The sequence below is a fragment of the Sphingomonas sp. SDUR79 genome, from assembly GCF_056821745.1.
This window is the reverse complement of sequence record NZ_JBPDIN010000001.1, coordinates 3,899,696-3,920,847: the sequence shown is the minus strand read 5'-3', so window position 1 is coordinate 3,920,847 and position 21,152 is coordinate 3,899,696. Positions and strand designations below refer to the sequence as shown.

The 21,152-nt window shown below is 63.1% G+C and carries 20 protein-coding genes; 6 read left to right on the top strand and 14 right to left on the bottom strand.

Features of this window, described 5'->3' with window-relative positions:
• Positions 1-167 precede the first annotated feature (167 nt).
• From ACRYLO_RS19120 to traA, 4 genes are read right to left on the bottom strand one after another with little or no spacing between them, the layout of a single operon-like run.
• Complete coding sequence (locus tag ACRYLO_RS19120) at positions 168-2,396, bottom strand: DEAD/DEAH box helicase (protein ID WP_482661633.1); 2,229 nt, start codon at positions 2,394-2,396, stop codon at positions 168-170.
• Positions 2,365-3,669: an ATP-binding protein gene (locus ACRYLO_RS19115; RefSeq protein WP_482661632.1), complete on the bottom strand. Its 1,305-nt coding sequence runs from the start codon at positions 3,667-3,669 to the stop codon at positions 2,365-2,367. The genes ACRYLO_RS19120 and ACRYLO_RS19115 overlap by 32 nt, the downstream gene beginning before the upstream one ends.
• Complete coding sequence (locus ACRYLO_RS19110; protein ID WP_482661631.1) at positions 3,666-7,091, bottom strand: TerB N-terminal domain-containing protein; 3,426 nt, start codon at positions 7,089-7,091, stop codon at positions 3,666-3,668. Before ACRYLO_RS19110 ends, ACRYLO_RS19115 begins: the two co-directional genes overlap by 4 nt.
• Before the next feature lie 27 nt (positions 7,092-7,118).
• The gene (gene traA / locus ACRYLO_RS19105; protein WP_482661630.1) at positions 7,119-10,022 is read right to left on the bottom strand and encodes a Ti-type conjugative transfer relaxase TraA; all 2,904 of its coding nucleotides are present in this window, start codon (positions 10,020-10,022) and stop codon (positions 7,119-7,121) included.
• Between the two features lie 171 nt (positions 10,023-10,193).
• On the opposite strand from traA, the gene ACRYLO_RS19100 reads away from it, so the two are divergent.
• From ACRYLO_RS19100 to ACRYLO_RS19090, 3 genes are read left to right on the top strand one after another with little or no spacing between them, the layout of a single operon-like run.
• Positions 10,194-10,514, top strand: coding sequence for a conjugal transfer protein TraD (locus tag ACRYLO_RS19100; RefSeq protein ID WP_482661629.1), 321 nt, complete (start codon positions 10,194-10,196; stop codon positions 10,512-10,514).
• Complete coding sequence (locus tag ACRYLO_RS19095) at positions 10,507-10,761, top strand: conjugal transfer protein TraD (RefSeq protein ID WP_482661628.1); 255 nt, start codon at positions 10,507-10,509, stop codon at positions 10,759-10,761. The genes ACRYLO_RS19100 and ACRYLO_RS19095 overlap by 8 nt, the downstream gene beginning before the upstream one ends.
• A 7-nt stretch (positions 10,762-10,768) precedes the next feature.
• Positions 10,769-10,927 carry a DUF6771 family protein gene (locus tag ACRYLO_RS19090; RefSeq protein ID WP_482661627.1) on the top strand — a complete coding sequence of 53 codons (159 nt, stop codon included), beginning with the start codon at positions 10,769-10,771 and terminating at the stop codon, positions 10,925-10,927.
• A 26-nt stretch (positions 10,928-10,953) separates the two neighbouring features.
• On the opposite strand, the gene ACRYLO_RS19085 is transcribed toward ACRYLO_RS19090, so the two are convergent.
• The 3 genes from ACRYLO_RS19085 to ACRYLO_RS19075 form a co-directional block, all read right to left on the bottom strand.
• On the bottom strand, positions 10,954-11,856 hold the full coding sequence (locus tag ACRYLO_RS19085; RefSeq protein WP_482661626.1) for a HEPN domain-containing protein: 903 nt from the start codon (positions 11,854-11,856) through the stop codon (positions 10,954-10,956).
• Positions 11,857-11,923: 67 nt separating this feature from the next.
• Positions 11,924-12,196: a sigma factor-like helix-turn-helix DNA-binding protein gene (locus ACRYLO_RS19080; protein WP_482661625.1), complete on the bottom strand. Its 273-nt coding sequence runs from the start codon at positions 12,194-12,196 to the stop codon at positions 11,924-11,926.
• Positions 12,193-13,092, bottom strand: a complete 900-nt coding sequence (locus tag ACRYLO_RS19075; RefSeq protein ID WP_482661624.1) for an ArdC family protein — start codon at positions 13,090-13,092, stop codon at positions 12,193-12,195. Before ACRYLO_RS19075 ends, ACRYLO_RS19080 begins: the two co-directional genes overlap by 4 nt.
• Before the next feature lie 735 nt (positions 13,093-13,827).
• Between ACRYLO_RS19075 and ACRYLO_RS19070 the strand changes: the two genes are divergently transcribed.
• From ACRYLO_RS19070 to mobA, 3 genes are all read left to right on the top strand, one after another.
• Positions 13,828-14,040 (top strand): helix-turn-helix transcriptional regulator, encoded by a 213-nt coding sequence (locus ACRYLO_RS19070; protein ID WP_482661623.1) that lies wholly within the window; start codon positions 13,828-13,830, stop codon positions 14,038-14,040.
• Between the two features lie 278 nt (positions 14,041-14,318).
• The gene (gene ubiM, locus ACRYLO_RS19065) at positions 14,319-15,488 is read left to right on the top strand and encodes a 5-demethoxyubiquinol-8 5-hydroxylase UbiM (protein WP_482661622.1); all 1,170 of its coding nucleotides are present in this window, start codon (positions 14,319-14,321) and stop codon (positions 15,486-15,488) included.
• Between the two features lie 88 nt (positions 15,489-15,576).
• Positions 15,577-16,173 (top strand): molybdenum cofactor guanylyltransferase, encoded by a 597-nt coding sequence (gene mobA, locus ACRYLO_RS19060; RefSeq protein WP_482661621.1) that lies wholly within the window; start codon positions 15,577-15,579, stop codon positions 16,171-16,173.
• On the opposite strand, the gene ACRYLO_RS19055 is transcribed toward mobA, so the two are convergent.
• The 7 genes from ACRYLO_RS19055 to narI are packed head-to-tail and all read right to left on the bottom strand — an operon-like array spanning position 16,157 to position 21,152.
• Positions 16,157-17,353, bottom strand: a complete 1,197-nt coding sequence (locus ACRYLO_RS19055; protein WP_482661620.1) for a molybdopterin molybdotransferase MoeA — start codon at positions 17,351-17,353, stop codon at positions 16,157-16,159. The two genes, mobA and ACRYLO_RS19055, sit on opposite strands and share 17 nt — an antisense overlap.
• A complete protein-coding gene (locus tag ACRYLO_RS19050) occupies positions 17,350-17,886 on the bottom strand; it encodes a molybdenum cofactor synthesis domain-containing protein (protein WP_482661619.1) in 537 nt (178 codons plus the stop codon). The genes ACRYLO_RS19055 and ACRYLO_RS19050 overlap by 4 nt, the downstream gene beginning before the upstream one ends.
• Before the next feature lie 3 nt (positions 17,887-17,889).
• Positions 17,890-18,348, bottom strand: coding sequence for a molybdenum cofactor biosynthesis protein MoaE (locus ACRYLO_RS19045; protein WP_482661618.1), 459 nt, complete (start codon positions 18,346-18,348; stop codon positions 17,890-17,892).
• 2 nt (positions 18,349-18,350) lie between these two features.
• Positions 18,351-18,623: a MoaD/ThiS family protein gene (locus ACRYLO_RS19040; protein WP_224922717.1), complete on the bottom strand. Its 273-nt coding sequence runs from the start codon at positions 18,621-18,623 to the stop codon at positions 18,351-18,353.
• Between the two features lie 3 nt (positions 18,624-18,626).
• A complete protein-coding gene (moaA, locus tag ACRYLO_RS19035) occupies positions 18,627-19,649 on the bottom strand; it encodes a GTP 3',8-cyclase MoaA (RefSeq protein WP_482661617.1) in 1,023 nt (340 codons plus the stop codon).
• Positions 19,646-20,458: a peptidylprolyl isomerase gene (locus ACRYLO_RS19030; protein WP_482661616.1), complete on the bottom strand. Its 813-nt coding sequence runs from the start codon at positions 20,456-20,458 to the stop codon at positions 19,646-19,648. The genes moaA and ACRYLO_RS19030 overlap by 4 nt, the downstream gene beginning before the upstream one ends.
• On the bottom strand, positions 20,451-21,152 hold the full coding sequence (gene narI, locus ACRYLO_RS19025; RefSeq protein WP_482661615.1) for a respiratory nitrate reductase subunit gamma: 702 nt from the start codon (positions 21,150-21,152) through the stop codon (positions 20,451-20,453). Before narI ends, ACRYLO_RS19030 begins: the two co-directional genes overlap by 8 nt.

The window sequence follows — 21,152 nt, the reverse complement described above, 5'->3', positions numbered from 1 at the left end:
GCGGCGAGCGAGGCAATCTCAAGGTTCGTGAAAATTGCCGCAGTTGGCCAACAGTTGTCGATCGGCTTTCCAACCGTCCCGGGCGTCAGCTTAGGGCAGGCCGCTTTCCAGCTCGACTGGCAAGCCACGAAGCTCTCGGTGTGATCGCCGTTCAACTCCCGCGCTGCTCAGGCCTCATTGCTCAAGCTGAGTATGAGTGCACTGACAACTTCTCGCATGTGTGCATTGCGTCGAACCCAAAAGCGCCGGAGAAGCGCTTCCGGGATAAAGTCGTCGAATTTCTCCGCCGCGAGATTCGTTACAAACTGCCCTACCTCCTCAATTGGAGGGCATCCATCGAGCGAGGCAATCACATCACGGGCATCATCCAGCGACGCATTCGTCAAAGTAATACCGACATCGAAGGTCTCGCACTCGAAGCCGATCGAGGTAAGCATCACCGCGAGAATCGAATTGGTCGCTGAGCCCATCCAAGTCAGTATGTGGGTGTTCGGGCCGGCGCTAATGAAGCGGGACGTGGACAGTTCAAACTCGGCAAAGGTTGCCCTTCCACTGATCAGTAGCATTTTAGCCATGTCGTCGAGATAGTCGGGGACCACATCATCGCTCAGTACGCGATGGATTTCTTGCGCAAGGCGGTCGTGAATCGGTTCGTTCGAGATCCGATCGAACTTTGGGATTCGACCCGCCGGGTGCGCAGCGACCTCGACCACTTTCGCGCGATCATCGACTGTAACAACTCGCCAGCGGCGGCCCGCAAAGCCGAGGATGCTGCCAATTACGAGAGTGTTGATGATCGGCAACGTACCGAGCGGACGGCCTTGATTGACAAGACGCCACTCTTCCCCGGATTTGAAATTGGCGTAGAAATCACGAGACGAAACAAGGCGTTCGCCTTCTGGCCCCAACATGATCGTTCCGTCCGGTGCCTGTTCCAAGAGCGGGCTCTCGCTTTGACCGAGGCCGCGCAGGAGATCAGCGAAATCGGCTTTTGAAATCGCGCTGAATGGGCCTCGCGAGCACAACACAGCGTAGAGCTTCATCGCTTTGCATCCACCCGTCTGCGTGATCACTGACAGGAGCTGATGCACGGCCACGGACAGGAGCGATGCATCTGCCTCAGGTGGCTCAATGAAACCGGCGCGGAGAAGCCGCATCGCTGCAACCGACTGGGCGACAGGCAGGTGTATTTTGTCCAGAGGGTCGGCGTCCGGGGCAAGCCAGTTCTCCCGAATGTAGTTTCGGAAGATGGCCGTGGAGCCTTCACGACGGCCTGATCGACCGAGCCTTTGCTTCAACGACGACAGTGACCTCGGCGCTCCATACTGTCCAACCGCGTGTACCGATCCGATGTCGATACCCAGTTCCAGTGTTGTCGTGGCGATCGCCGTCGTCGGAAGGCGACCGTCCTTCAGCCGCACCTCAAGTTCCTCGCGCAGTTCCTTCGACAGACTACCGTGGTGCGGGAAGAATTCGTTCGGAACGCATGCGTCTTCCGAGATGCCTCTCAGGCGATCAGCGAGCGCTTCGACGTTGGCACGCGAGCCAGCAAAGAACAGGTTGTTGCTGCCGCGCATCACATCAAATGCGTGGGCGCTGATGCGGGCGAGTGCTGATTCTGGCTGCCGCTCCAACAGGGCTGCGTCATCGCCCGGCTCAGGCGGATCGACATACGCCCGAACTTGAATTTTGAGGGGTGCCCCTCCACCTTCGACCGACACGAGGTGTGTGCCGCTATCGGCGGTCGCGCTCAACCATTTCTTCGCGTAATCGGGGTCCCCGAGGGTCGCTGACAGTCCGACACGTCGCGGACGCCGATCGCATATAGCCTCGATGCGATTGAGAAGGCTCCACAGATGGAGTCCCCTTGGTCCACGCAGAAACGCGTGCACTTCGTCGATAACAATTGCGTCAAGGTTGCCGAAGAGCGCTTCGACAGCAGCCGGTCGGCGGATCAGCATCGCCTCGATAGACTCCGGCGTGATCAATATTACGCCGCTTGGGGCCTTGAGCATCCTTGTTTTCGGGCCTTGTGGGGCGTCCCCATGCCATCGAACCACCGGCAAATCCAGGCGAGCGCACAAATCTTCAAGGCGTCGGTATTGATCGTTGATCAGAGCTTTGAGGGGCGAAACATACAGGATGGCGACGCCCGGATCAGCGCGGTCAGCGGCGAGGCTCAGGAGCGGAAGAAACGCCGCCTCGGTCTTGCCTGCCGCGGTCGTGGCCGAGATCAGCACATCCTTGCCAGAGCGGCAGATGCTCTGAATTGCTTGCTCCTGAACTTCGCGCAGGCGCGCCCATCCCTGCGCCCTGATCCACCGCCGAACCTCGGGGTGAAGCAAGTCGAACGCGCTGATTCCGTCAGAGCGAGAAGGAGGATAGTTCGTCGTCATCGTCCGTGGCGACCTCGTCGCTGTCGCCTGGATCGTCGTCAACCGACGTGTCCCCAATGAGATCGATCCAATTGAGCGATGGATTTTGCTCTAGAATGGCCAGAAACTGTACGAAGGCCTTGATCGTGTTGCGGGGCGTCCGGAAGTAGGCTTCTCCGATGCGGCGGTTACAGTGCGCCATGAACTCCGTGAGGGCCTCATCCGGCACCAGGAATTGCGCCGGATTGCCGAGTGCGAACACGTTCCGAATGTTGCTTAAGAGGATGAGAAAGTCTTCGGGCGACAGGTTTTGCAGGCGGATCACCGGCCCTGTCATGTCCACGAGCCCACGGGCCGCGAATTGGTTTTCAGCGAGCCGGGACTGAAGCGCTTCGTAGCTGTAAAGCCCGCGTCGGCTATCCATCAGGAACTCGGGCGTGCCGCCAAATATGAAGCCAAGGCCCTCGGAATTCCCCTGAAGCATGTCGTTGACCATGCGCAGGATTTGTTCGAAATTCTGGTTTCGCGCCTGCGCGCTCTGCAATTTGTAGATGTTGACCATCTCGTCAAACACCACGACGAGCCCGGTATACCCTGCCAGTCTGACGAACATCGCCAGTAGCTTGAGGCTGTCGTACATGTCCGCATCGTCGATGATGGTGCGTACGCCCAATGCCTGCCGGGCTTCGGTCTTCGTCGTGTACTCGGCGCGGAGCCAACGCAGCGCCGCCGACTTGAGCGCTTCATTACCTTCTTCGCTGCCCCGCCAATACGCCTTGAGGACATGGGCAAAGTCGTGACCGCCGACGAGTTCCTGAATCGCGCCAAGACGTTTGTCGATAACCGGTTCGACGGGAACGCCATCCGCATGGGCTTGCTTGACAGATTCGCTGATGAAGCGCTCCACCACGCTGGGAAGCGCGCCGCCATCAGGCTTCGTGCGCGTCGCCATGTTTCGAATGGCTTCGGCATAGAGACCGCGCGCCTGACCGCCGGTAGCGTGGATGCGTCGATCAGGGGCAAGATCTGCGTGGATGGTGACGCATCGCCGTTCCAAAGCGATCAGGCGGATGAGGCTTAGAAAGAACGTTTTGCCCGCCCCATATTCGCCGATGATGAAGCGGCAGGACGATCCGCCATCCGCGATTCGATTGATGTCCTTGATCAGAGCGCCAACTTCGAGTGCGCGTCCAACTTGGATGTGCTGAAGGCCGATGCGCGGCACCACTCCAGCGGCGAGCGCTTGGACGATCGTGTCGCGTTCGCGAAGTTTGATCGGCGGAAGTTGAGTCATGCGGCAACGCTCATTTGCTTGATGGCCTCAATGAGATGGGGTTGGATGCAGATGACGTCGTCGTCCTCTACTGCAACGTCGTCTAGAGTGTCGAAGGCCCAGTCGTTGATTGTTTCGATCGCACCGCCCGGAAGCAGCCGGTTTTCGCGGCACAATGCCTCAAAGGCATCGGCTTCGAACGGTTCAGCTGTCAACCTGAGCAGGATGAATGTGTGAGCAGCATCCAAGCCGGGGAAGGCATGCTTTACCGTGGCTGGATTCGCCACCGCCGCAGCTACGGCTTCCGGCTCCTCCTCTCGGAAAATCGACGCAAGCATTGTTGAGACCGCAGAGGTTTCCTGTCGAATGCGTGCGAGCCTGTCGCTGTCGATTGCGCCTGTCTGGTTACGCGGCTGCCCGCTCGCGGAGCGCTCCGGCTGGGGAACCACCGCTGAGGCTCCGGCATGTAGGCGAGTGTACACCTCGTCCTGGGGCATCCCCAGGGCCTTGTAGAGACCTTCCAGAAATCGGACCTCGGCTGGAGTGACGCGCTGATCGGCCACAATGGCGTTCACGACAGAGGTCAGCACCAATTGCTTCTCGCAGTCCGGCAATTCGAGCAGACGTTTTGTCGATGCACGCAGCTTGGGGGGATTGGCCACGAGTGCCAAAGTGTGGGCATGTAATCGCTGTTGATCGACGTCACTTAATCCGGCGACCGTCGCTAAGTCAGTGACGATCGATTGTAGTTCGGCCTGGACAACGACCTCATCCGCTCTGGCTGCGAGAACCGCAACTTCCACCATCGTTCGGGCCGAATGGTAATTGGCGCGGCTCTCGATCGGTTGGGTATCACCTCGCATTTCAAACAGACACAGCATGGTGCCGTCAGCTAGCGGTACTGGCGGGCCAAAGCGCTTGTCGGGCTCGAAACCTATGCGCATGGCATCTAGGATATCTGCCAAGCGCTTAAGATACGTCTTCCGAGCCTCAGCATCGACAGCGGCTGAACCTTGGAGAAGCGTATCAAGCACCGCAGCAACTGCGAGCTGGCCAAATCCTCCACTCTCGATCGCTGCAACAAGCGCTGCGCGCGCTTTGGCAAATCCGCTTTCGCTATTTTGATCTCGTACAGGCGCAGGGCACAGCGCGGCTGCAAGCACCGACTTCCGCTCCTCCGGCCTACGCCCGAGGAATCGGCTTAGTGGATCAAGCTCTTCCGAACACGAACTGAGCAGCGCGTCAAACTTCGAAATGGGACCGCTGATCGCGCCTATGTCGGGAAGGTCATCTATGGTGGCGTTGGCGTAGAATTCGCTGCTCGCGGCGCGATAATTGAACTGTATGCGAGCCTTGGGTTGGCGGACCTTGATACCGCCGGGAAAACGTTCGCGAAACCGATAGTGCCACAACGCGTGAAACTCGTCGAAACAGCGCGTTACGGCTGTTTTGGTCGAAAGCTGGGGGTGGCTCAACGTCCAACATAGCGCATCCTCGGCGTCGATGGGGGAGCCGTCGCGGACTTTCTTCCCAAGGTGCACGCGCACACTGATCGGGATTTCCCAGCCGAGCCTTAGATCGGGCGTTGCCTTCGGCGTGGTCGGCGTCATCTCCAATATCACTTCGGCCGCTTCGATTAGGGCCTTGCAGTAGCGCTGGAAGGAATGGTTGTAGCCGTAGACTGCCAGCAGTTCGCCAAGCTCGTGCAGGATCGCTGGGGCGTCGGCCTTCGATTTCTCGGCGATCAGCCGACGCTCCAAACCGTAGAAAAATATGAAGACATAGCCCACCGGAGTCGTCGGATCGCGCCGCCCCGCTGCTAGCCACTCCAAATAGGCGCGCCTTGCTTGAGGCTGTAGCTCGGCATAGTTTGGCCAATAGTCCAGCGTGCTACCGGCCTTATCTGCGTATCTTGCAATGGGCAGAGCGGGATCGACCAAGGCTCGGTGCGGCGAATGTCGCTGCTCCCGAGTTCGCGCACCGACGTATAGAAGCTCCGCATTAAATTCGATATCGCCTACCGTAATTTTGGTGGGCGAAGCGATCCATCGGACCGCCGCGGAACTTGCACTCACCCCGCCGCCGCTCATGGATTGGCGCGACCGAACGGGGCTTGCCGGAGTCGTGACCTGCCTCGCGGGCGCAGCTACAGGTCTCGGTGTCAAGATCGAGCCGGTTCGTGGGGGGGAGGTTGCAAACCGGGCCTGACGGCGGATTGAGTAACTTTGCGCTTGTTCGTAGGTCGAGAAGGAATAGCCGGCGCATGAATAGCGGCCATCGGATGTCTGCCTTACTGCGAACCGAGGATCCTCCGGCGCGGACATATGCTCGCCCGGCGATTCGGAAACGGAAGCTCCTGCTTGCAGCAACGTCTCTTCGACAAACTTTTTACCCGGGTCGCTCTTGCTCCCGTCGCCACTTGAATCAGAGTTTGTAGTTGGCTCTGGTCGTAATTGACCTGGCCGAATAGCGCTGATCGGGGCGGGGGCAGACTTCACTGCGGAGATTTCGGTTTCCGATTCTGTCGACCGCACGGCGCTTTGTAACCCGCCAAATCGATTTCGACGCTGCTGTGAATAGCGGTGGGCTTGCTCGCGGGTTGAGAATGAATAGCCGGCGCAAGAATAGCGGCCGTCAGGGGTTTGCTTTACTTCGAAGCGAGGATCCTCCGGCACACATGGATCAACGTGTTTCGCGATTGGGATAGCCAGCTGGGCTTCCTGCAACGACTCATGAGCATCACCATGGACGTAGAAACGACCATCTTGACCGAGCTTAATGCCCGGTTCGATCGCTGTCCCACCCTCGCGTCGACCGGAGTATCTCGTCACCTCAGGCTTATGAGGACTGGCTCCCACCTTAGGTTGAGCTTCCGTCAAGGAGGTCTGGTTTGCCAAATTTTCTTCGCCATCGGCGTTTGCGTCGTCGATCAGAGAGTCGCCGTACTGGTTGGCTCCAAGCTCACCCGGGAGGGCCATCAGCAACATCGAAAGCACGATGAGAATCAGACCTACCCAAGGGGCGACAGGAAAAGATAAGTAGCCCCCGACATTAACCGCTACTAGCCAACCCGTTCGCCCTTGATCATGGAATCGCCGGACTTGCACAGCGAGCCACGGAATGAGAGTGGCTAGCCACCATACGACATATGCGACGATCCAATATGGCGGCGCTTCGCCCGGTCGGTTCGGTGTTGAGGGTTCGCCGCTGAGACCCGTAAGAATGAGAACCGCAATGAAAACTGCTGCAGAAAGAGCGAAGAACGACCAGAACTCTCGACGGCTCGCACGTCCGCTGAAGTTTGCATACCGCCACAGTGGTAGAAACAGGAAAGACATTAAGTTGCGTTCTACCCCCGGTCGCAAACCAAGGCGCAGATTGTCGGATGCGTATTGAATAGACAAGCGATTAGCATCTTGGGACGCGCAGATCGCAAATGCCATGGGAGAGTATTATCGCTTTCGCCTAGCCTACATCCCGATCCCCAGTCCTCGCCCGCGTCCCATATCGATGCCTTGGTTGAAGGCGAGCTCCGCCCCGAGCTTACGCCCAGTGTCGATGGAGATGCCCAGCTCCACTTTCCGCGCGGCAAGTAGGGATTCGAGCTGCGGGTCGCGTTCCAGGCTCTGAGCCATCCCGGCCATCGCGTTCTGCGCGGACTTACGGCCCGCGAAATCCCCCGCCACGTATGCGCGCTGGGCCTGAGCGGTGAGCGTCTTCCATCGCTCGACGAACTGGTCAGCGCGTCGGGCCGGGCTCGTTCGAAGCTCAGCTTTGAATTGCATCGCCTGAGAGACGCGCTTCAAGACGCCGCCCGCCGCCTCACGAGCAAGCCCGCGGTCCTTTTTATATGCGTTCTCGAGATCGACCGACGCATGTTCGGTGATCGCATTCAGGTCCTTGCGCGCGGCGCGAAGTTCGTTCGCTTGCTCGGGGGTGGTGGAGTCGCCCTTACCGAAGCTCTCGAAGATGCTGACCACCGCACGGGCGTGTCGCTGGACGATGGCTCTACGCTCCAGGCGGGCCTCTTCTTCGGTTGATTTGACCGGCTCGACAGGTCGTTGGACCGGGAGCCGCAGACCGTCGAACATGCCGCGCATCTTCTCCGGCACCTTGCGCGCCAGTTCGGCGACGCGCTCACGAAACGTGATCCCGCGCCGCTCAGCAAACCGGCGCTCGGACTCCTGTGCATAGTCGCTCGCCATATCCTTGGCGCGCTCACGCGACAGGGTGCGGACAAGCTTGCCCTGATTGGCGAAGTCATCCTTCCCATAGTGCAGATCGACACGGTCGCGATGACGCGACAGTGCGACATAGGTCGAGTGGCTGTCCATGCCCGGCGTCGCGAGCACATGGGTGCGATCGACCGTCATGCCCTGTGCTTTGTGGATCGTGGCGGCATAGCCGTGATCGATGTGCGCATAGTCCTTGATGTCGAACGCGATCGACCGGCCATCGTCGAGCTGCACCGCCATGCGGACCTGGCTCGTGCTTTCCACGGTGCCCAGCGTTCCGTTTTTCACGCCAAGGTCGCGCTCGTTCCGCAGGAACATGATCCGGTCGCCGGCCGCAAACTGGCGCGCCCCTCGCTCAGTGGCGATCGTCACATCGTCGCCAAGCGCGCCTGCAGCGCGCAGCCGATCGCGCGCAGCGGCATTGAGTGCCTGCACCTCGTCGCGCGTGTGCGTGAGAATGATGCGCGAAGCGCCGGGGTCGGCGGCCCGGTCGCGATCCCAGCGTTCGATCAGCGCGCCGCGCGCGTCTTCCCGCGTCGCAGCGGCTTGCACCGCGTCATGCTCCTGATAGGCCTGGATTGCCTCGCCCGTGCGTCCGGTGGCGAGCTGCCGCGTCGCATCACGCTGCCAGTCCTCGTGCTGGCGGCGAACCTCGGTGATCTCAACGCTGCCATGCCGCTCGGCAAGCGAGCGGAACGCGGCTCCCGCCTCGATCGCCTGGAGCTGTTCGGGGTCGCCGATCAACACGACCTTGGCGCCGCGCTTTTCGGCTTCCGATATCACGCGGTCCATCTGGCGAGAGCCGATCATCCCGGCCTCGTCGATCACCAGAATGTGGTTGTCCGTGAGCAGGTCCCTGCCCTGGCCCCATTGATGCTCAAGGGACGCAATTGTGCGCGACGCGATTCCCGACCCGCTTTCCAGATTTTCAGCGGCGATGCCCGACAAGGCAAGCCCCTGCACCTCGTAGCCAGCGCGACTCCACGCGTCGCGCGCGACACTCAACATGGCTGATTTGCCGGTGCCGGCGTAGCCGGTGACGATGGCCAGATCGCCTGGTGCTGTTATGTGATCGAGAGCGGCCTTCTGCTCTCCCCCGAGAACAAGGCCGTTACTCCTGGCGGTGATGATGGCGTCGTTCAGCGTCGCCGTCGGGAGACCATGGCTTTCGCGATCGGCAAGGCGTTCGGCGCGGTTCATTAGCCGGTGCTCGACTTCGATCATCGCGCGCGAGGTGAATCGGTCCTCACCACGCCCATCCTTGCCCAGCGCCACCAACTCGGGCGAGGCGCGCACCGCGCTCATCACGTAATCGAACTGCTCCTTGCCATCGCTGTGCCGGTGGATGAACCGGGCGAGATCGCGGGTGGTGAACGTAGCTTGCTGATGGGTGATCGCGTCGAGCGCCAGGCTCGGGTTGGCGATGATCTTGTCGCCATTGGCGCGGGCGATTTCGAGGTGCTCAGCTGCGCGCTCGGACTCCAGACCCTGCGCCGCCATGCGCGACGCTGCCGGGCCAATCTTGTGCTGCGGCTCAAGATCGATCCCCTGCGCTTCGAGCGAGCGGTGATCGATCCGCGCATCGATATCGAGTTCGGCAAGTCGAGCGTTGACGTGCTCACTCCAGCGCTCGCGCCATTTCTCCAGCAAGTCGGTGCGGTTCCAGTCGCGGTTCTTCTTGCCGAACCCCTCCTCATCGACCTCGCGCATGGTGAGCATCACGTGCGCATGCGGCCTGGCGAGACCATCGGCCCCGATATCCCAATGCACGTTGAGATCGGCGATCATGCCGCGCTCGACAAACTCGTCACGGACGAAGTCACGGGCGAGTTCGATGCCCTGTTTCTTGGTCATCTCGCGGGGAATCGCGAACTCGATCTCACGCGCGAGCTGCGCGTCCTTTCTCAGCTCGGCGGCCTCGACAGCGTTCCAAAGCTCTTCGCGGTCCGACAGATGCTCGGGCGTACCGTCCGGCAGCATCACCTCGGAATGAACGACGCCAGCCTTGTTCGAGAAGTCATGGTGGCGGTCGAGCCGCTGGTCGTGCAGCCGCGAAGCAGAGCGATACGCAGCCGACGCCAGTGCCGATGATCCAGCAGCGCGCGAGATGACCTTTGCCGAGAAATGGTAGATCGCCATGACGGCAATCCACTTACACTTCAAAGAGCACGTCGGCACGACGTATAAGCGCGCCCTCCAAAGAATTCATCTTTCTCGGGACTGATGAATCCCATGAGATTTCAGAGCGTTGAGCTTGATCGAATGGTCCGATAACTGGTGTGCCTCCCCCATGCAATTGGAGAAGGCAGGATGCGTAAACCCCGCGATTTCGATGCCGAGCTTGAGGCGCTCAACGACAAGGCGAAACAGCTCAAGGAGCGCAAGCTGCGCCAGCTTGGCGAACTGGTCGTAGCGACTGGTGCCGATACACTTCCGATCGAGCAGCTTGCCGGGCTGCTGGTCGCAGGCGTCGAGAGCAAAGACCCCGGCGCGAAGGAGAGCTGGCGCAAACGCGGCGCTGCGTTCTTTCAAGGCTTGCGTCGCACTGGTGGAAGCGCTGATGCAAAACCGCGCGGCACTCAGGCGGGCGAGAGCGGCGCGCCAGCGGCTGAGCGCCAGGATCGTGCGTGACGACAAGCGTGGGTGGGTCATCAAGCGCCGCGAGCGAACGCGCCAGCTGATCGAGCTGGGCGGGCTGGTCGCAAAGGCGGGCCTCGTCGATCTCACCGACGATGACCGCGCCGTCATCTTCGGGCTGCTGGTCGAGGCCGCCGCGACGTTGCGCAGCGAGGATCGCGAAGACGCGCTGCTGCTCTGGCGGCGGCGCGGCAGGCGCGCGTTCGAAGCACTTGCGCACACGCGCGAACCCCGCGCATAGGCCCGCGATGACCGAAGACCTCGAAGCGACGATCCTCGCTTTTCTCAAGCGCGCGCCGGAATGGGTCCGTCGCGATCTGACAGCAAAAGATCAGAACGCCCGCACCCAGGCCGAAGAAGCGTTCGCTGTGATGCTCGCGGACGCGCTGCGACGCGCGGAAGAGTGAAGGGCTGAAGCGCTCGCGCCGCGCCATCAATCGCGCGGCGCGAGCCGCCGTTTGCAAACGTCGCGCACTACATTCTGCAGGACCTCTATCCGCTCCATGAGCCACGCCAGTTCCTCCGGCGTGACTTTATAGTGCGGCGAGTAGCGCGCATTGACGTAGGCCTGCTGCAGCAGTTCGAAGCAGCGCCGCGCGAACTTGGTATCGCGCGGCCAGACGCCGATCAGCTCATGAACCAGCGGCTCCGCCTGCGCGCGCAGGAAGTTCAGCTTGTGCGATTTGGGGCTGTAGAGTGCGAGTGTCAGTAACAAGCAATGATATGCACGCTCAGCGGCTTGGTGCATCATGAATGCCGCATCGCGCGGCACGCCGTTTTCAATGCTGGTGCGCGCGAGGCTTAACCCATGGACAGATAGCGGAAACCAATAGTCGAAGTTCTTCTGCGCTTCCGCACGCGCTGCCTCATCGGTCAGTGGCTGCGGCGTCGCGAACGGGTGGCCGTCGGCCTCATAAAGCACGATGCCCTGCTGGATGGCGTCGATGAAAAACGGGCGCCCGCGCAGCAGCTGGTCGTTCACGTCAGCAAGGCTATGAACGATGAACGCGACCGGCGCGCTGATCCGCTTGGAGATGGTCACCTCGCGGACAAAATGATCATCCGCCTTGGCCCAATATTCCACCGGGTCGGTAAGCCGGTCGTCGCTGACTACAACGAGGATGTCGTAGTCGGAATAATAGCCGCCGACCGGATCTTCGACCCAGTCGCCGCGCGCGTAAGAGCCGTAGAGGATCACCTTGAGGATACGCCCCTGCTTCTTCCACTTCTGCGTGGCGAGCGCGGTCGCATCCTCGAACTCGGCAAACAGAATCTGGACGATGCGCTCCAGCTCGCGCTGCTTGGTCGATGGAAGATGGTCGAGGCCGGTCTGCATGGGAGCATCCTAACGCCATGAAGTTGCTTGGGACAGCCTCGCCGGCGAACCGGCGAGGCTGCAATGTTCATCGCCGCCACCTCTCCGCGATCCGCCGCAGGATGCGCTTCCAACACGGGATAGGTGGAGCTCCATCGAGCGCGTCGCGAAGAGCCAGCATGCTCTGCGCAAAATGCCGCTCGACCTGCTCCACGCTGAGCCCGGTGCGCTCGGCGATCTCGGCATAGGACAGGTTGTCCAACCGGATCGCGAAAAAGATTTCGCGCCGCAGTTTCGGCATGCGCTCCAACCCGGCCTCCAGCCGTTGGAAGATTTCGGAGTCGGTAAGGTTCTCGCTCATGACTGCGCCTCTGCGGAAGGCGCGAAGGCGAGCAGATAGTCGGCCGCCTTGCTCGCGGCACTCGCCGCACGGAAAATCGCGCGCTCGTCATCGCGCAACACCTCAAGCCACGACCGGATATAGTCGGCATGGCGGACGGTCGGCGCAATCGCCAGCGAAGCGCAGGCGAACGCACTCGCCATCTCGGCGACAAGCTCCTCACGCGCATAGTCAGCACTGCCAAATCCGCCGCGCTGGTTACGGTCCAACCGGCTGCTGTGCCCCGTCCAGTGGCCAAGCTCGTGCAGTGCGGTGCGATACCAGTTGATCGGCTCGCCGAACGCTGCCTGCGGCGGCACAGCGACATAATCGCCACCCGGCGAATAATAGGCCTCGCCCCCGCCAACCCGGAAGTCCGCGCCGCTCGCATCGATCAGACTGCGAACCTGCGGCAGGATATCAGCCTCGGCCGGAAGTTCGGGCAGATCGGTCAACCGCTCGGGCAGCCCCTCGCACTGCTCGACATTGAACACCGTAAACCGCTTGAGGAACGCCAGCTGCCGTGCCTCGCGATCCTCGTCGCGCGCGCGTTCCGCCTCATCCTTTGGCGTGAAGCGATCCGCATAACAGACGGTCGTTCCCCGCTCGCCCTTGCGAACACTGCCGCCCGCTGCCTGCGCCTGCTTGAAGGTCAGCCAGCGCTGCGACGCATAGCCGCCTTCGATCACAGCCGCCCACAGGATCAGCACATTGATCCCCGAATAACGCCGCCCGGTCACGGCATTGGCAGGCATGGTACATCCGCACGAAGCCGCATCCCACGGCTGCACCCAAGGCAGCCGCCCTGCCTCCAGCTCGGCGATCACACGGGCCGTCACCTCCGCATAAAGGCTCGCACGCTCGTTCCCGGTCTTCATCGCTCCTCACTCCTTCAAAACCACCGCAACCGGCGCCGGAATGGCGGGGGTGGGCGGCAGGAGCGGACCGGCGATCCCGCCGATTAAGGCGGGCCGCACCCGAAGGGCCGAAACGAAGAGAAGGACCCCGGCACAGCCGGGGTTGCGGCACGCCGCGGCGGGTTCAAAGGGTAGCGACGCCCACCTCCGCCAGATCGCGTGCCGGAGGCCCACGCCACCGCGCCCCGGCGCGGTGACCGCAGCACATCAGCGCGCAGCGCTGCTCAGCTCCACAGAGCCAAACACAAACGCACTCTCGAAGCCGGACGACCGTCGCGGCGGCGTGCGCGCGCAGCTGTGCGCCAGCCGCCGCCGCGCCCTCCGGCCGGATCGAGTGTGCCACGCGACGAAAAAAGGCGCTGCGGACCCTGGCGGCTTCGTAGAAGTCCGCCAGCGCACGCTCATCAGCTATCGCGTTCCGTTTCCGGGCAGCGCCCGGCCGGCGTCACGCGATCGTCACCTGGAAAGGCCGAGACGCCGCAGAGCGACTCGGCGACGCGCAAGCGGCGTAGAGCGCGGTCACGCGAAGCGTGAGACGCCATGGGATTCGAGCCACGAAAATCGAACCTACGCGTGAGTATGTCTTTGTACGACACAGCACTGTCCTGGTGACGCTCAGCCCCATCCCCCTTGCACGGCAAGCTCGATTCCAATCCTGTTCGCGGGAAGCCAGACCGACGCAGACAGGACCAAGCCATGACCGAGATCCCCGACCGCATCCTCCGTCTCAAGAGCGTGCTCGAACGCACCGGACTCAGCCGCTCGACGATGTACCGCAAGATGCAGAACGGCACGTTCCCGCAGAACATCCGGATCAGCACGCGATGCACCGGCTGGCGCGAGTCCGCGGTAAACGAATGGATGCGCAATCCAATCTTCTACGACAGATGCGATGGCTGTGCGGACTAACACGAACTGTCAGAATTCGGGGTTCGTCGATGCTCTAGCAACCTTGCGCGACCCAACGTCCATCACAAAAATCTGTGCATGGCACTGGGCCTGGTCGCCGCAAGCCCTTTCTGATGATCCGGGAAGGTTGGCTCGCCCTTCAGGATTGTTCGAACCGAGCAGGCCCGACATGAGCGAGCGGACCATCGCTTCGCACCCCACATCGTAGACTGGATTTGCGCTATATCACAGCGGTTCGCCTCAAATACGCTACCGGTCCATGGATGTTGGAGCAGTCAATGGATAGCGACATTGTCATTGTCGGCGGCGGACCGGCTGGCCTGAGCCTGGCCACCTCCTTATCAGGCCATGGCCTGGCGATCACCGTCGTCGAACGTCAAACTCTGGAGCAGTTGGCCGAACCTCCATTTGACGGTCGAGAGATCGCTCTGACCCATCGCTCGATCCGCATTCTCGATGGGCTTTCGGCATGGACCCCGCGCATGGGCGACGAGGCCGCCCCGCTGCGCGCCGCAATGGTTCTAAATGGCAAGTCTCAATTTACGCTGTGCTTCGAGCCAAGTTCGCGGATCGAAGGCTTGCTCGGCTGGCTGGTGCCAAACCAATGCATTCGACGCGAACTTTTTAGGACGACGGCTTCTCGCTCTGACATTCGCTTCCTTACCGGCATCGAGGTGACTGGCGTTCGGTCCCAACATGATCGCGTCGAAGTTGTCCTGAGCAACGGAATCGTGCTCCACTCGAGAATGCTCATCGCTGCGGACTCGCGCTTCTCGACGATTCGCGGGATGCTCGGCATCGGCGCGACGATGCAGCGCACGGGACGCTCGATGCTCGTCTGTCGTGTCGAACATGAGGCGAACCACGCGCGTGTCGCGACCGAATGGTTCGATTACCGCCAGGCCTTGGCACTGCTCCCGCTGCACGGGCGAACATCGTCCGCTGTCATCACGCTCCCGTCCGCCGAGGCAGAGCATTTGGCCGGCCTTAGCGAAGCTGCGTTTGGTGAAGTCATCAGCCGCAGGTTCGCGTTCCGGCTGGGTCAAATGCGCCTTGTCAGCACGCGGCACGTTTATCCGCTCACGGTCACCTGGGCGAAGCGCTTTGTGGCACCGCGCGCTGCCCTGATTGGCGATGCGGCGGTGGGAATGCACCCGGTGACGGCGCATGGCTTCAACCTCGGCCTGCTAGGGCAGCATGGTTTGGCGCGCGAGCTGCTCCAAGCGCATGGACACAGCCGCGATCCCGGAGACGCGCACGCCCTACAGCGCTTCGAGCGGCTTCACAGGCTCGCCTGCCGTCCGATCTTCGATGCGACCAATGCCATTGTGGGTCTCTACACCCGCGACGACGCGATTGCGCGGCTGGCGCGGCCCGCCCTGCTCCGCGCAGCCGGTCGCCTGCCGATGATCCGACGCGGCGTCGGGACGTTGCTCGCGCGACACTGACGGCACCGCACCGCACACGATGCGCCCGTCCGGTTTTCAACGCCGCCGGCCATGGCTATGCTGTAGAGGCAGTGAGTCAAAACAAACCATGACCATGATTGCCCCCGCTATCGTCATCGCCGCTGGCGGGGCCGGTCGACGGATGGGCGGAGGCAAGCCCCTCCGCCCACTCGCCGGGCACAGCTTGCTCGACCGGGCGATCGCGATTGCGCAGGCCCAGTCCGATTGCATCGCGCTGGCGGTGCGCGAGCCCGACCAGCTTCCGGCAAGCGATCTTCCACTGCTTTGCGATGCCCGACCCGGCATCGGCCCGATCAGCGCGCTCGACAGCGGCTTTCGCTTCGCGCGCGCGCAGGGGCGCCAGCATCTTCTGCTTATCGGGTGCGACCAGCCCTTCCTGCCCGGCGATCTGGTTGCCACCTTGACCGCCGCAATCGCCGGGCATGATGTCGCAATGCCTGTGATCAATGAGCACTATCAGCCACTTGCCGCATTATGGCGCGTGGACCAGCCTGCGTTGGACGCCTATGTGCAGGCGGGCGGCACGTCGCTGTATCGCTTTGCCAGCATCCGCGACCTCATCCCTTTGCAATGGCCCAATGCGCCCGACGACGATCCATTTGCGAATTTGAACGACCGCGAAGCGCTTGCCGAGGCCGAGCGACGCCTCACGCGTCCGGCGTAAATGAAAGCGCCGCGACCGCCTGTCCGCATGGCAAGGCCGACCGGCCCGCCGGGCACCGGATCAACCATCCGGCCTCGACCAGCGCGTGCTGCGCGCCGCTGTCCTGCATCGCGATCGGGCGCAGGCCGGCATCGTCCCAGCAGGCCCGCACCAGCGTCTCGCGCGATCCGGTCGCACCGAGCGGGGCGGCGAGCGGAAGGTGGCGCCAGCGCAGCAGCTGCGCCACCGCCTGTCCCTGCAGCGCGGCCAGCAGGGGGAGCAGGAACAGCCGCGCGGTCACCATCGCCGATCCGGGGTTACCCGGCAGCCCGACGACCCATGTCCCGCGGGCGCGACCGATCCACACCGGCTTGCCCGGCTTGATCGCGACCTTTGCAAACAACAGGTCCAGACCATGCGGGGCGAACATCGGCCGCGCGAAATCCCGCTCGCCAACCGATGCCCCGCCGGTCACGACCACCACATCGGCGGCGGCGAGTAGCGTAGCGGCCAGTGCCTCCAGCATGTTGAGGTCATCGCCCCCGGTCGACCGCGTCACGACTTCCCCGCCCGCTTGTTCGACCATCGCGGTAATCCCATGGGTGACGCTGTCCGGGATTGCGTCGCTCCGCTGCCAGGCGCTGCCGGGCGGCGCGAGCTCGTCCCCGGTGCCAAGGATCGCAACCCGGGGCCGGGCATGGACGCTCAGCATCGCCCGGTCGGCCGCCGCAGCGGCGACCATGGCGCGCGGCCCGAGGCGCGTGCCCGCCGCGAGCAGTTCGGTCTCCGCTTCAAAGTCGCTGCCCGCCTCGCGCACATGCCACCCCGGGCCATAGCCGGGGGCGAAGCGCACCAGATCGCCGTCGCGGGTCGCATATTCCTGCATGATACAGCGGTCGGCGCCGTCGGGCATGGGTGCGCCGGTGAAGATCCGCACCGCTTCCCCGGCACCGACACAGCCGGCGAACCGCGCGCCCGCCCGGCTCTCGCCGATAAGGCGCAGCGGCGCATCGGGCACCGTGGTCGCGGCGCTCACGGCATAGCCATCCATCGCCGCCACGGCGCTGCGGGGGGACGCGGTGCGCGCGATCACCGGTGCGGCGAGCACGCGCCCGGCCGTCGCGTCGATCGCCACGTCCTCGCTCCCCAGCGGCGTCACCGCATCCGCCAGCAACGCGAGCGCGGCATCAAGGGTGATCATGCGCAGACGTCGCGCAGCCGGGGCAAGGCACCGGCGATCGAGCAGGGCCGATGCCGACTGTCGAATTCCAGTTCGAGCAGCCCATCCCACGCATCGCGGCAGGCGCCGGTCGATCCAGGCACGCAAAAGACAAAGGCGTCGCCCGCCTGCCCCGCAAAGGCGCGCGACTGCATCGTCGCCACCCCGACCGTGGTCAGGCTCTTGGCATGAAACGCCGCGGAAAACCCGTCCATCTCGCGCCGCAACAACGGCTTGACCGCTTCGGGTGTATTGTCGCGCGGCGAAAAGCCCGTACCCCCGGTGGTCAGGATAATCTCGATCTCCGGCAGCGCCAGCCAGCGCTGCAACTGCGCACGGATCGCAGCAATGTCGTCGCGCACGATGGCCCGATCAACCAGCGCATGCCCGGCGCGCTGCAGCCGCTCGACCAGCGTCGCGCCCGACGTATCGGTTTCAAGCGTGCGCGTGTCGGAAATGGTCAGCACCGCCATGCCCAGCGGAAAGAAGGTCAGGCTCTCGTCAATTCCGGGCACAATTCACTCCTCGATCGGCGCCCAGCGCCGGACATCATCCATGTCGCGTTCGGTCGGCTCGATCCAGCGATCGATTGCCCCTTCCTCCCGCTTCCAGAACACCGCCTCGGTCTTGAGGCGGTCCATCATATAGTCAGCAGCTTCGAACGCCGCCCGGCGATGGCGGGCCGCGACCGCGACAAACACGATCGCCTCGCCCGGCGCGATCCGCCCGTGGCGATGCACCATATCGCTGCGCGTGACCGCGAATCGGGCATGTGCATCGCGGTCAATTTCCTGCATCGAAGCGAGGGTGACGCCGCGATATGCCTCCAGCACCAGCGAAGCCACCGCGCCCTCGTGGCCGCTCGCGCGGGCATGGCCGGTGAAACTGACCACCGCGCCCTCCTCTGCCGCCGCGCAACCGAAGGCCGCGAGCCGCGCCGCAGGATCAAACGCGGCCTCGGCAAGTTCGACTGCCATGATCAGCCCCCCGACACCGGCGGAAACAGCGCGACCAGGTCCCCCGGTCGCACGATCGTCTGATCTGGAACGATCGTTTCATTGATACAGGCGCGGATGCGCCCCCGTTCAAGCGCCGGCAACAGCGCTGGAAAGCCCTGAACCAGCCGTGCGACCAGTTCGGGCACCGACAGCCCCGGGGCGGGGATGCCGATGCTGACCGATCGGCCGCAGGGATCGGCAAGGCGGCCGCACAATTCGACGGTAATCCGGGCGTCACCCGTCGTGGTAGTCATCGGTCAGCCTCCGATCGATGCAAGATGAGGAGTAGCACCGCTATCGCCGGCGTGCAGCCGATGCGCCGGAGCCTTGGTGGCAACCAGCCCCCGTATCCGCGCGAGCAGCGCCGCCGGATTGTCCCCGGTCAGCTGCGGGCGCAGGTCGATGCCGCCATCGCCGAACAGGCACAGATGCAGCCGTCCGTCGGACGACAGCCGTAGCCGGTTGCAGCTCGCACAAAAATCCTGCGCATAGGGCGCAATGATGCCGATCCGGCCCTTTGCGGACGGATGCCCCAGTTCGATTGACGGACCCGCGCCGGGCTGGCGCGGAAGTCGCGTCCAGCCCGAAGCTTCGAGTCGATCGATCACCGTCTGCCCCCCGACATGGCGCGCGGCGAAGAATGCGGCATTGTCGTTGGTCCGCATCACTTCGATGAAGCGCAGCGACAGATCGCGGCTGGCGACGAAATCGACCATCGCCTCCAGCTCATCGTCGTTGATGCCGCGCATCAGCACGGCGTTGAGCTTGATGCTTTCGAACCCCGCCGCCTGCGCCGCGTCCACACCGCGCAGGATGTCGGCAAGCCGGTCATGGCCGGTGATCGCGGCAAACCGAGCCGGATCGAGCGAGTCGACGCTGATATTGATCGCGCTGATCCCGCAATCGCGCCATGCCTGCGCGCGCTCGGCCAGCCGATAACCATTGGTGGTCATGGCGACCCGACGGATCCCGGGCACTGCCGCCACCGTTCGCGCCACTGCATCGAAATCGCGCCGAAGCGTCGGTTCGCCCCCGGTCAGCCGCACCTTCCAAAGCCCCAGCGTGGCGAACGCCGCAACCGCCCGCCCGATCTCGTCCGCCGACAGTTCCACCGGGCGGTTGCACGGCCGACGATAGCCGTCGGGCAGACAATAGGTGCAGCTGAAATTGCAGACTTCGGTAAGCGACAGGCGCAGATATTCGAAGCGCCGACCGATTCCGTCGCGCAGCGGCGGGGCGAGCGACAACAGGTCGGGCTGCCGGGCGCGAAGGTCAGTCACTGGACCAGCGGCCCGTCCGCGATCGGCAGTGCGACGCCCTCGACCGTCACCTGGCTGGCCAGGATCGACAGATATTGGGCCATCGCCTTGCGGTAGCTTGCTTCCTCCAGATAGGCGCGGATCGACGCCTCGACCGCCTCGAACGGCAATTGGCGCCCCTCGACCCGCCGTCCGGCACGGACTACATGGACGCCAAAGCGTGTGCGGACCGGTTCGGGACACAGTTCCGCCTCACCCAGCGCGAGCAACGCGGCTTCGAATTCAGCAACGGTCTGCCCCTTGCCGATCTGCCCCAGATTGCCGCCATGCTCCTTGGACGGACAGGCGGAGCGGCTGCGGGCGAGCTCGCCGAAACAGCCGGGCTCGGCCTGGATCTTGCGGATCGCCATCCGCGCATCGCCAACCGCAAGGCTATAGGCAAAGCTGTCGTCCGGACTGGCCGAAAACAGGATATGTTCAGCCTCGACCAGCGTATCGCTGGTGAAACGGTCGCGATGCCGGTCGTAGAAGCGGCGCGCCTCCGGCTCGGTCGCGACCGGAACCGCAACCTCCTGCTCCAGCAAGGCGTCGATCCGCGCATCATCCTCGGCCAACGCCCGCCCCTGTGCATCGCTGCGCTCGGTCGCAGCAATGCCCAGCCGGTCGGCCTCGACCAGCAGCAGCTGGCGGATTGCGAGCGCCTCGGCCGCCTCGCGCCACGCAGTATCGGCGTCGGGCGCGGGATGGTTCTGCGCCTCCGCCGCGATCGCGGCTTCGGGAATTTCCACCCCCGCGACCCGCACCGGGCGGCGTTCCAGCACCTCATCCATGGCTGAGGTTCCTGCGCGAACGGACGATCTGGTAGCCGCCGCGCCAAAGATAGCGCACCGGCGCGCTCAACATGTGGACCAGCCGGGTGAACGGAAACAGCAGGAAGATCGTCAGGCCCAGAAAGATATGGACGCGGAAGATCCAGTGCGATCCTTCGAGAAACAGCGAGGCGGTCGGGTTGAAGGTGAAAATCCCGTTCGCCCAGCTCATGAACCGCACCATCTGCTCGCCATTCATATGCCCAAGCGAAATCGGCACGGTCGCCAGGCCGAGCGCAAGCTGGAGCCACAGCAGCGCCAGGATTCCGGTATCGGCAAAGGTCGAATGTTTGCGGATGCGCGCGTCGAACAGCCGGCGGTGCAACAGCATCGACGCGCCGATGAACGAGATGATGCCCGCAGAGCCGCCGCCGAACACCGCCAGCGCCTGTTTCCATTCGTGGCGGACATAGAGGCTGTCGAACACCCAGATCGGCACGAGCAGGCCGACGATATGGCCGAACAGCACGAACAGCACGCCGACATGGAACAATACCGATCCGATCATCAGCTGCTTGCGACGCAGCAACTGGCTGGAGCCGGTCCGCCAGCTATAGGGCTCGCGGTCGAACCGCACGATCGATCCGATCGCCAGCACCGACAGCGCGATATAGGGGTAGATGCCGAACAGAAGGTGGTTGAGAAAGGTGTCCAT

Bases quoted from the DNA above. Each gene is read 5' to 3' on its own strand.
- narI (WP_482661615.1), bottom strand. From the start codon at position 21,152: ATGGACACCTTTCTCAACCACCTTCTGTTCGGCATCTACCCCTATATC.
- ACRYLO_RS19085 (WP_482661626.1), bottom strand. From the start codon at position 11,856: ATGCAGACCGGCCTCGACCATCTTCCATCGACCAAGCAGCGCGAGCTG.
- ACRYLO_RS19110 (WP_482661631.1), bottom strand. From the start codon at position 7,091: ATGGCATTTGCGATCTGCGCGTCCCAAGATGCTAATCGCTTGTCTATT.
- ACRYLO_RS19070 (WP_482661623.1), top strand. From the start codon at position 13,828: ATGACCGAGATCCCCGACCGCATCCTCCGTCTCAAGAGCGTGCTCGAA.
- ubiM (WP_482661622.1), top strand. From the start codon at position 14,319: ATGGATAGCGACATTGTCATTGTCGGCGGCGGACCGGCTGGCCTGAGC.
- ACRYLO_RS19090 (WP_482661627.1), top strand. From the start codon at position 10,769: ATGACCGAAGACCTCGAAGCGACGATCCTCGCTTTTCTCAAGCGCGCG.
- ACRYLO_RS19115 (WP_482661632.1), bottom strand. From the start codon at position 3,669: ATGACTCAACTTCCGCCGATCAAACTTCGCGAACGCGACACGATCGTC.
- ACRYLO_RS19075 (WP_482661624.1), bottom strand. From the start codon at position 13,092: ATGAAGACCGGGAACGAGCGTGCGAGCCTTTATGCGGAGGTGACGGCC.
- ACRYLO_RS19030 (WP_482661616.1), bottom strand. From the start codon at position 20,458: ATGGATGAGGTGCTGGAACGCCGCCCGGTGCGGGTCGCGGGGGTGGAA.
- ACRYLO_RS19120 (WP_482661633.1), bottom strand. From the start codon at position 2,396: ATGACGACGAACTATCCTCCTTCTCGCTCTGACGGAATCAGCGCGTTC.
- ACRYLO_RS19040 (WP_224922717.1), bottom strand. From the start codon at position 18,623: ATGACTACCACGACGGGTGACGCCCGGATTACCGTCGAATTGTGCGGC.
- ACRYLO_RS19100 (WP_482661629.1), top strand. From the start codon at position 10,194: ATGCGTAAACCCCGCGATTTCGATGCCGAGCTTGAGGCGCTCAACGAC.
- ACRYLO_RS19055 (WP_482661620.1), bottom strand. From the start codon at position 17,353: ATGATCACCCTTGATGCCGCGCTCGCGTTGCTGGCGGATGCGGTGACG.
- ACRYLO_RS19045 (WP_482661618.1), bottom strand. From the start codon at position 18,348: ATGGCAGTCGAACTTGCCGAGGCCGCGTTTGATCCTGCGGCGCGGCTC.
- ACRYLO_RS19080 (WP_482661625.1), bottom strand. From the start codon at position 12,196: ATGAGCGAGAACCTTACCGACTCCGAAATCTTCCAACGGCTGGAGGCC.
- mobA (WP_482661621.1), top strand. From the start codon at position 15,577: ATGACCATGATTGCCCCCGCTATCGTCATCGCCGCTGGCGGGGCCGGT.
- traA (WP_482661630.1), bottom strand. From the start codon at position 10,022: ATGGCGATCTACCATTTCTCGGCAAAGGTCATCTCGCGCGCTGCTGGA.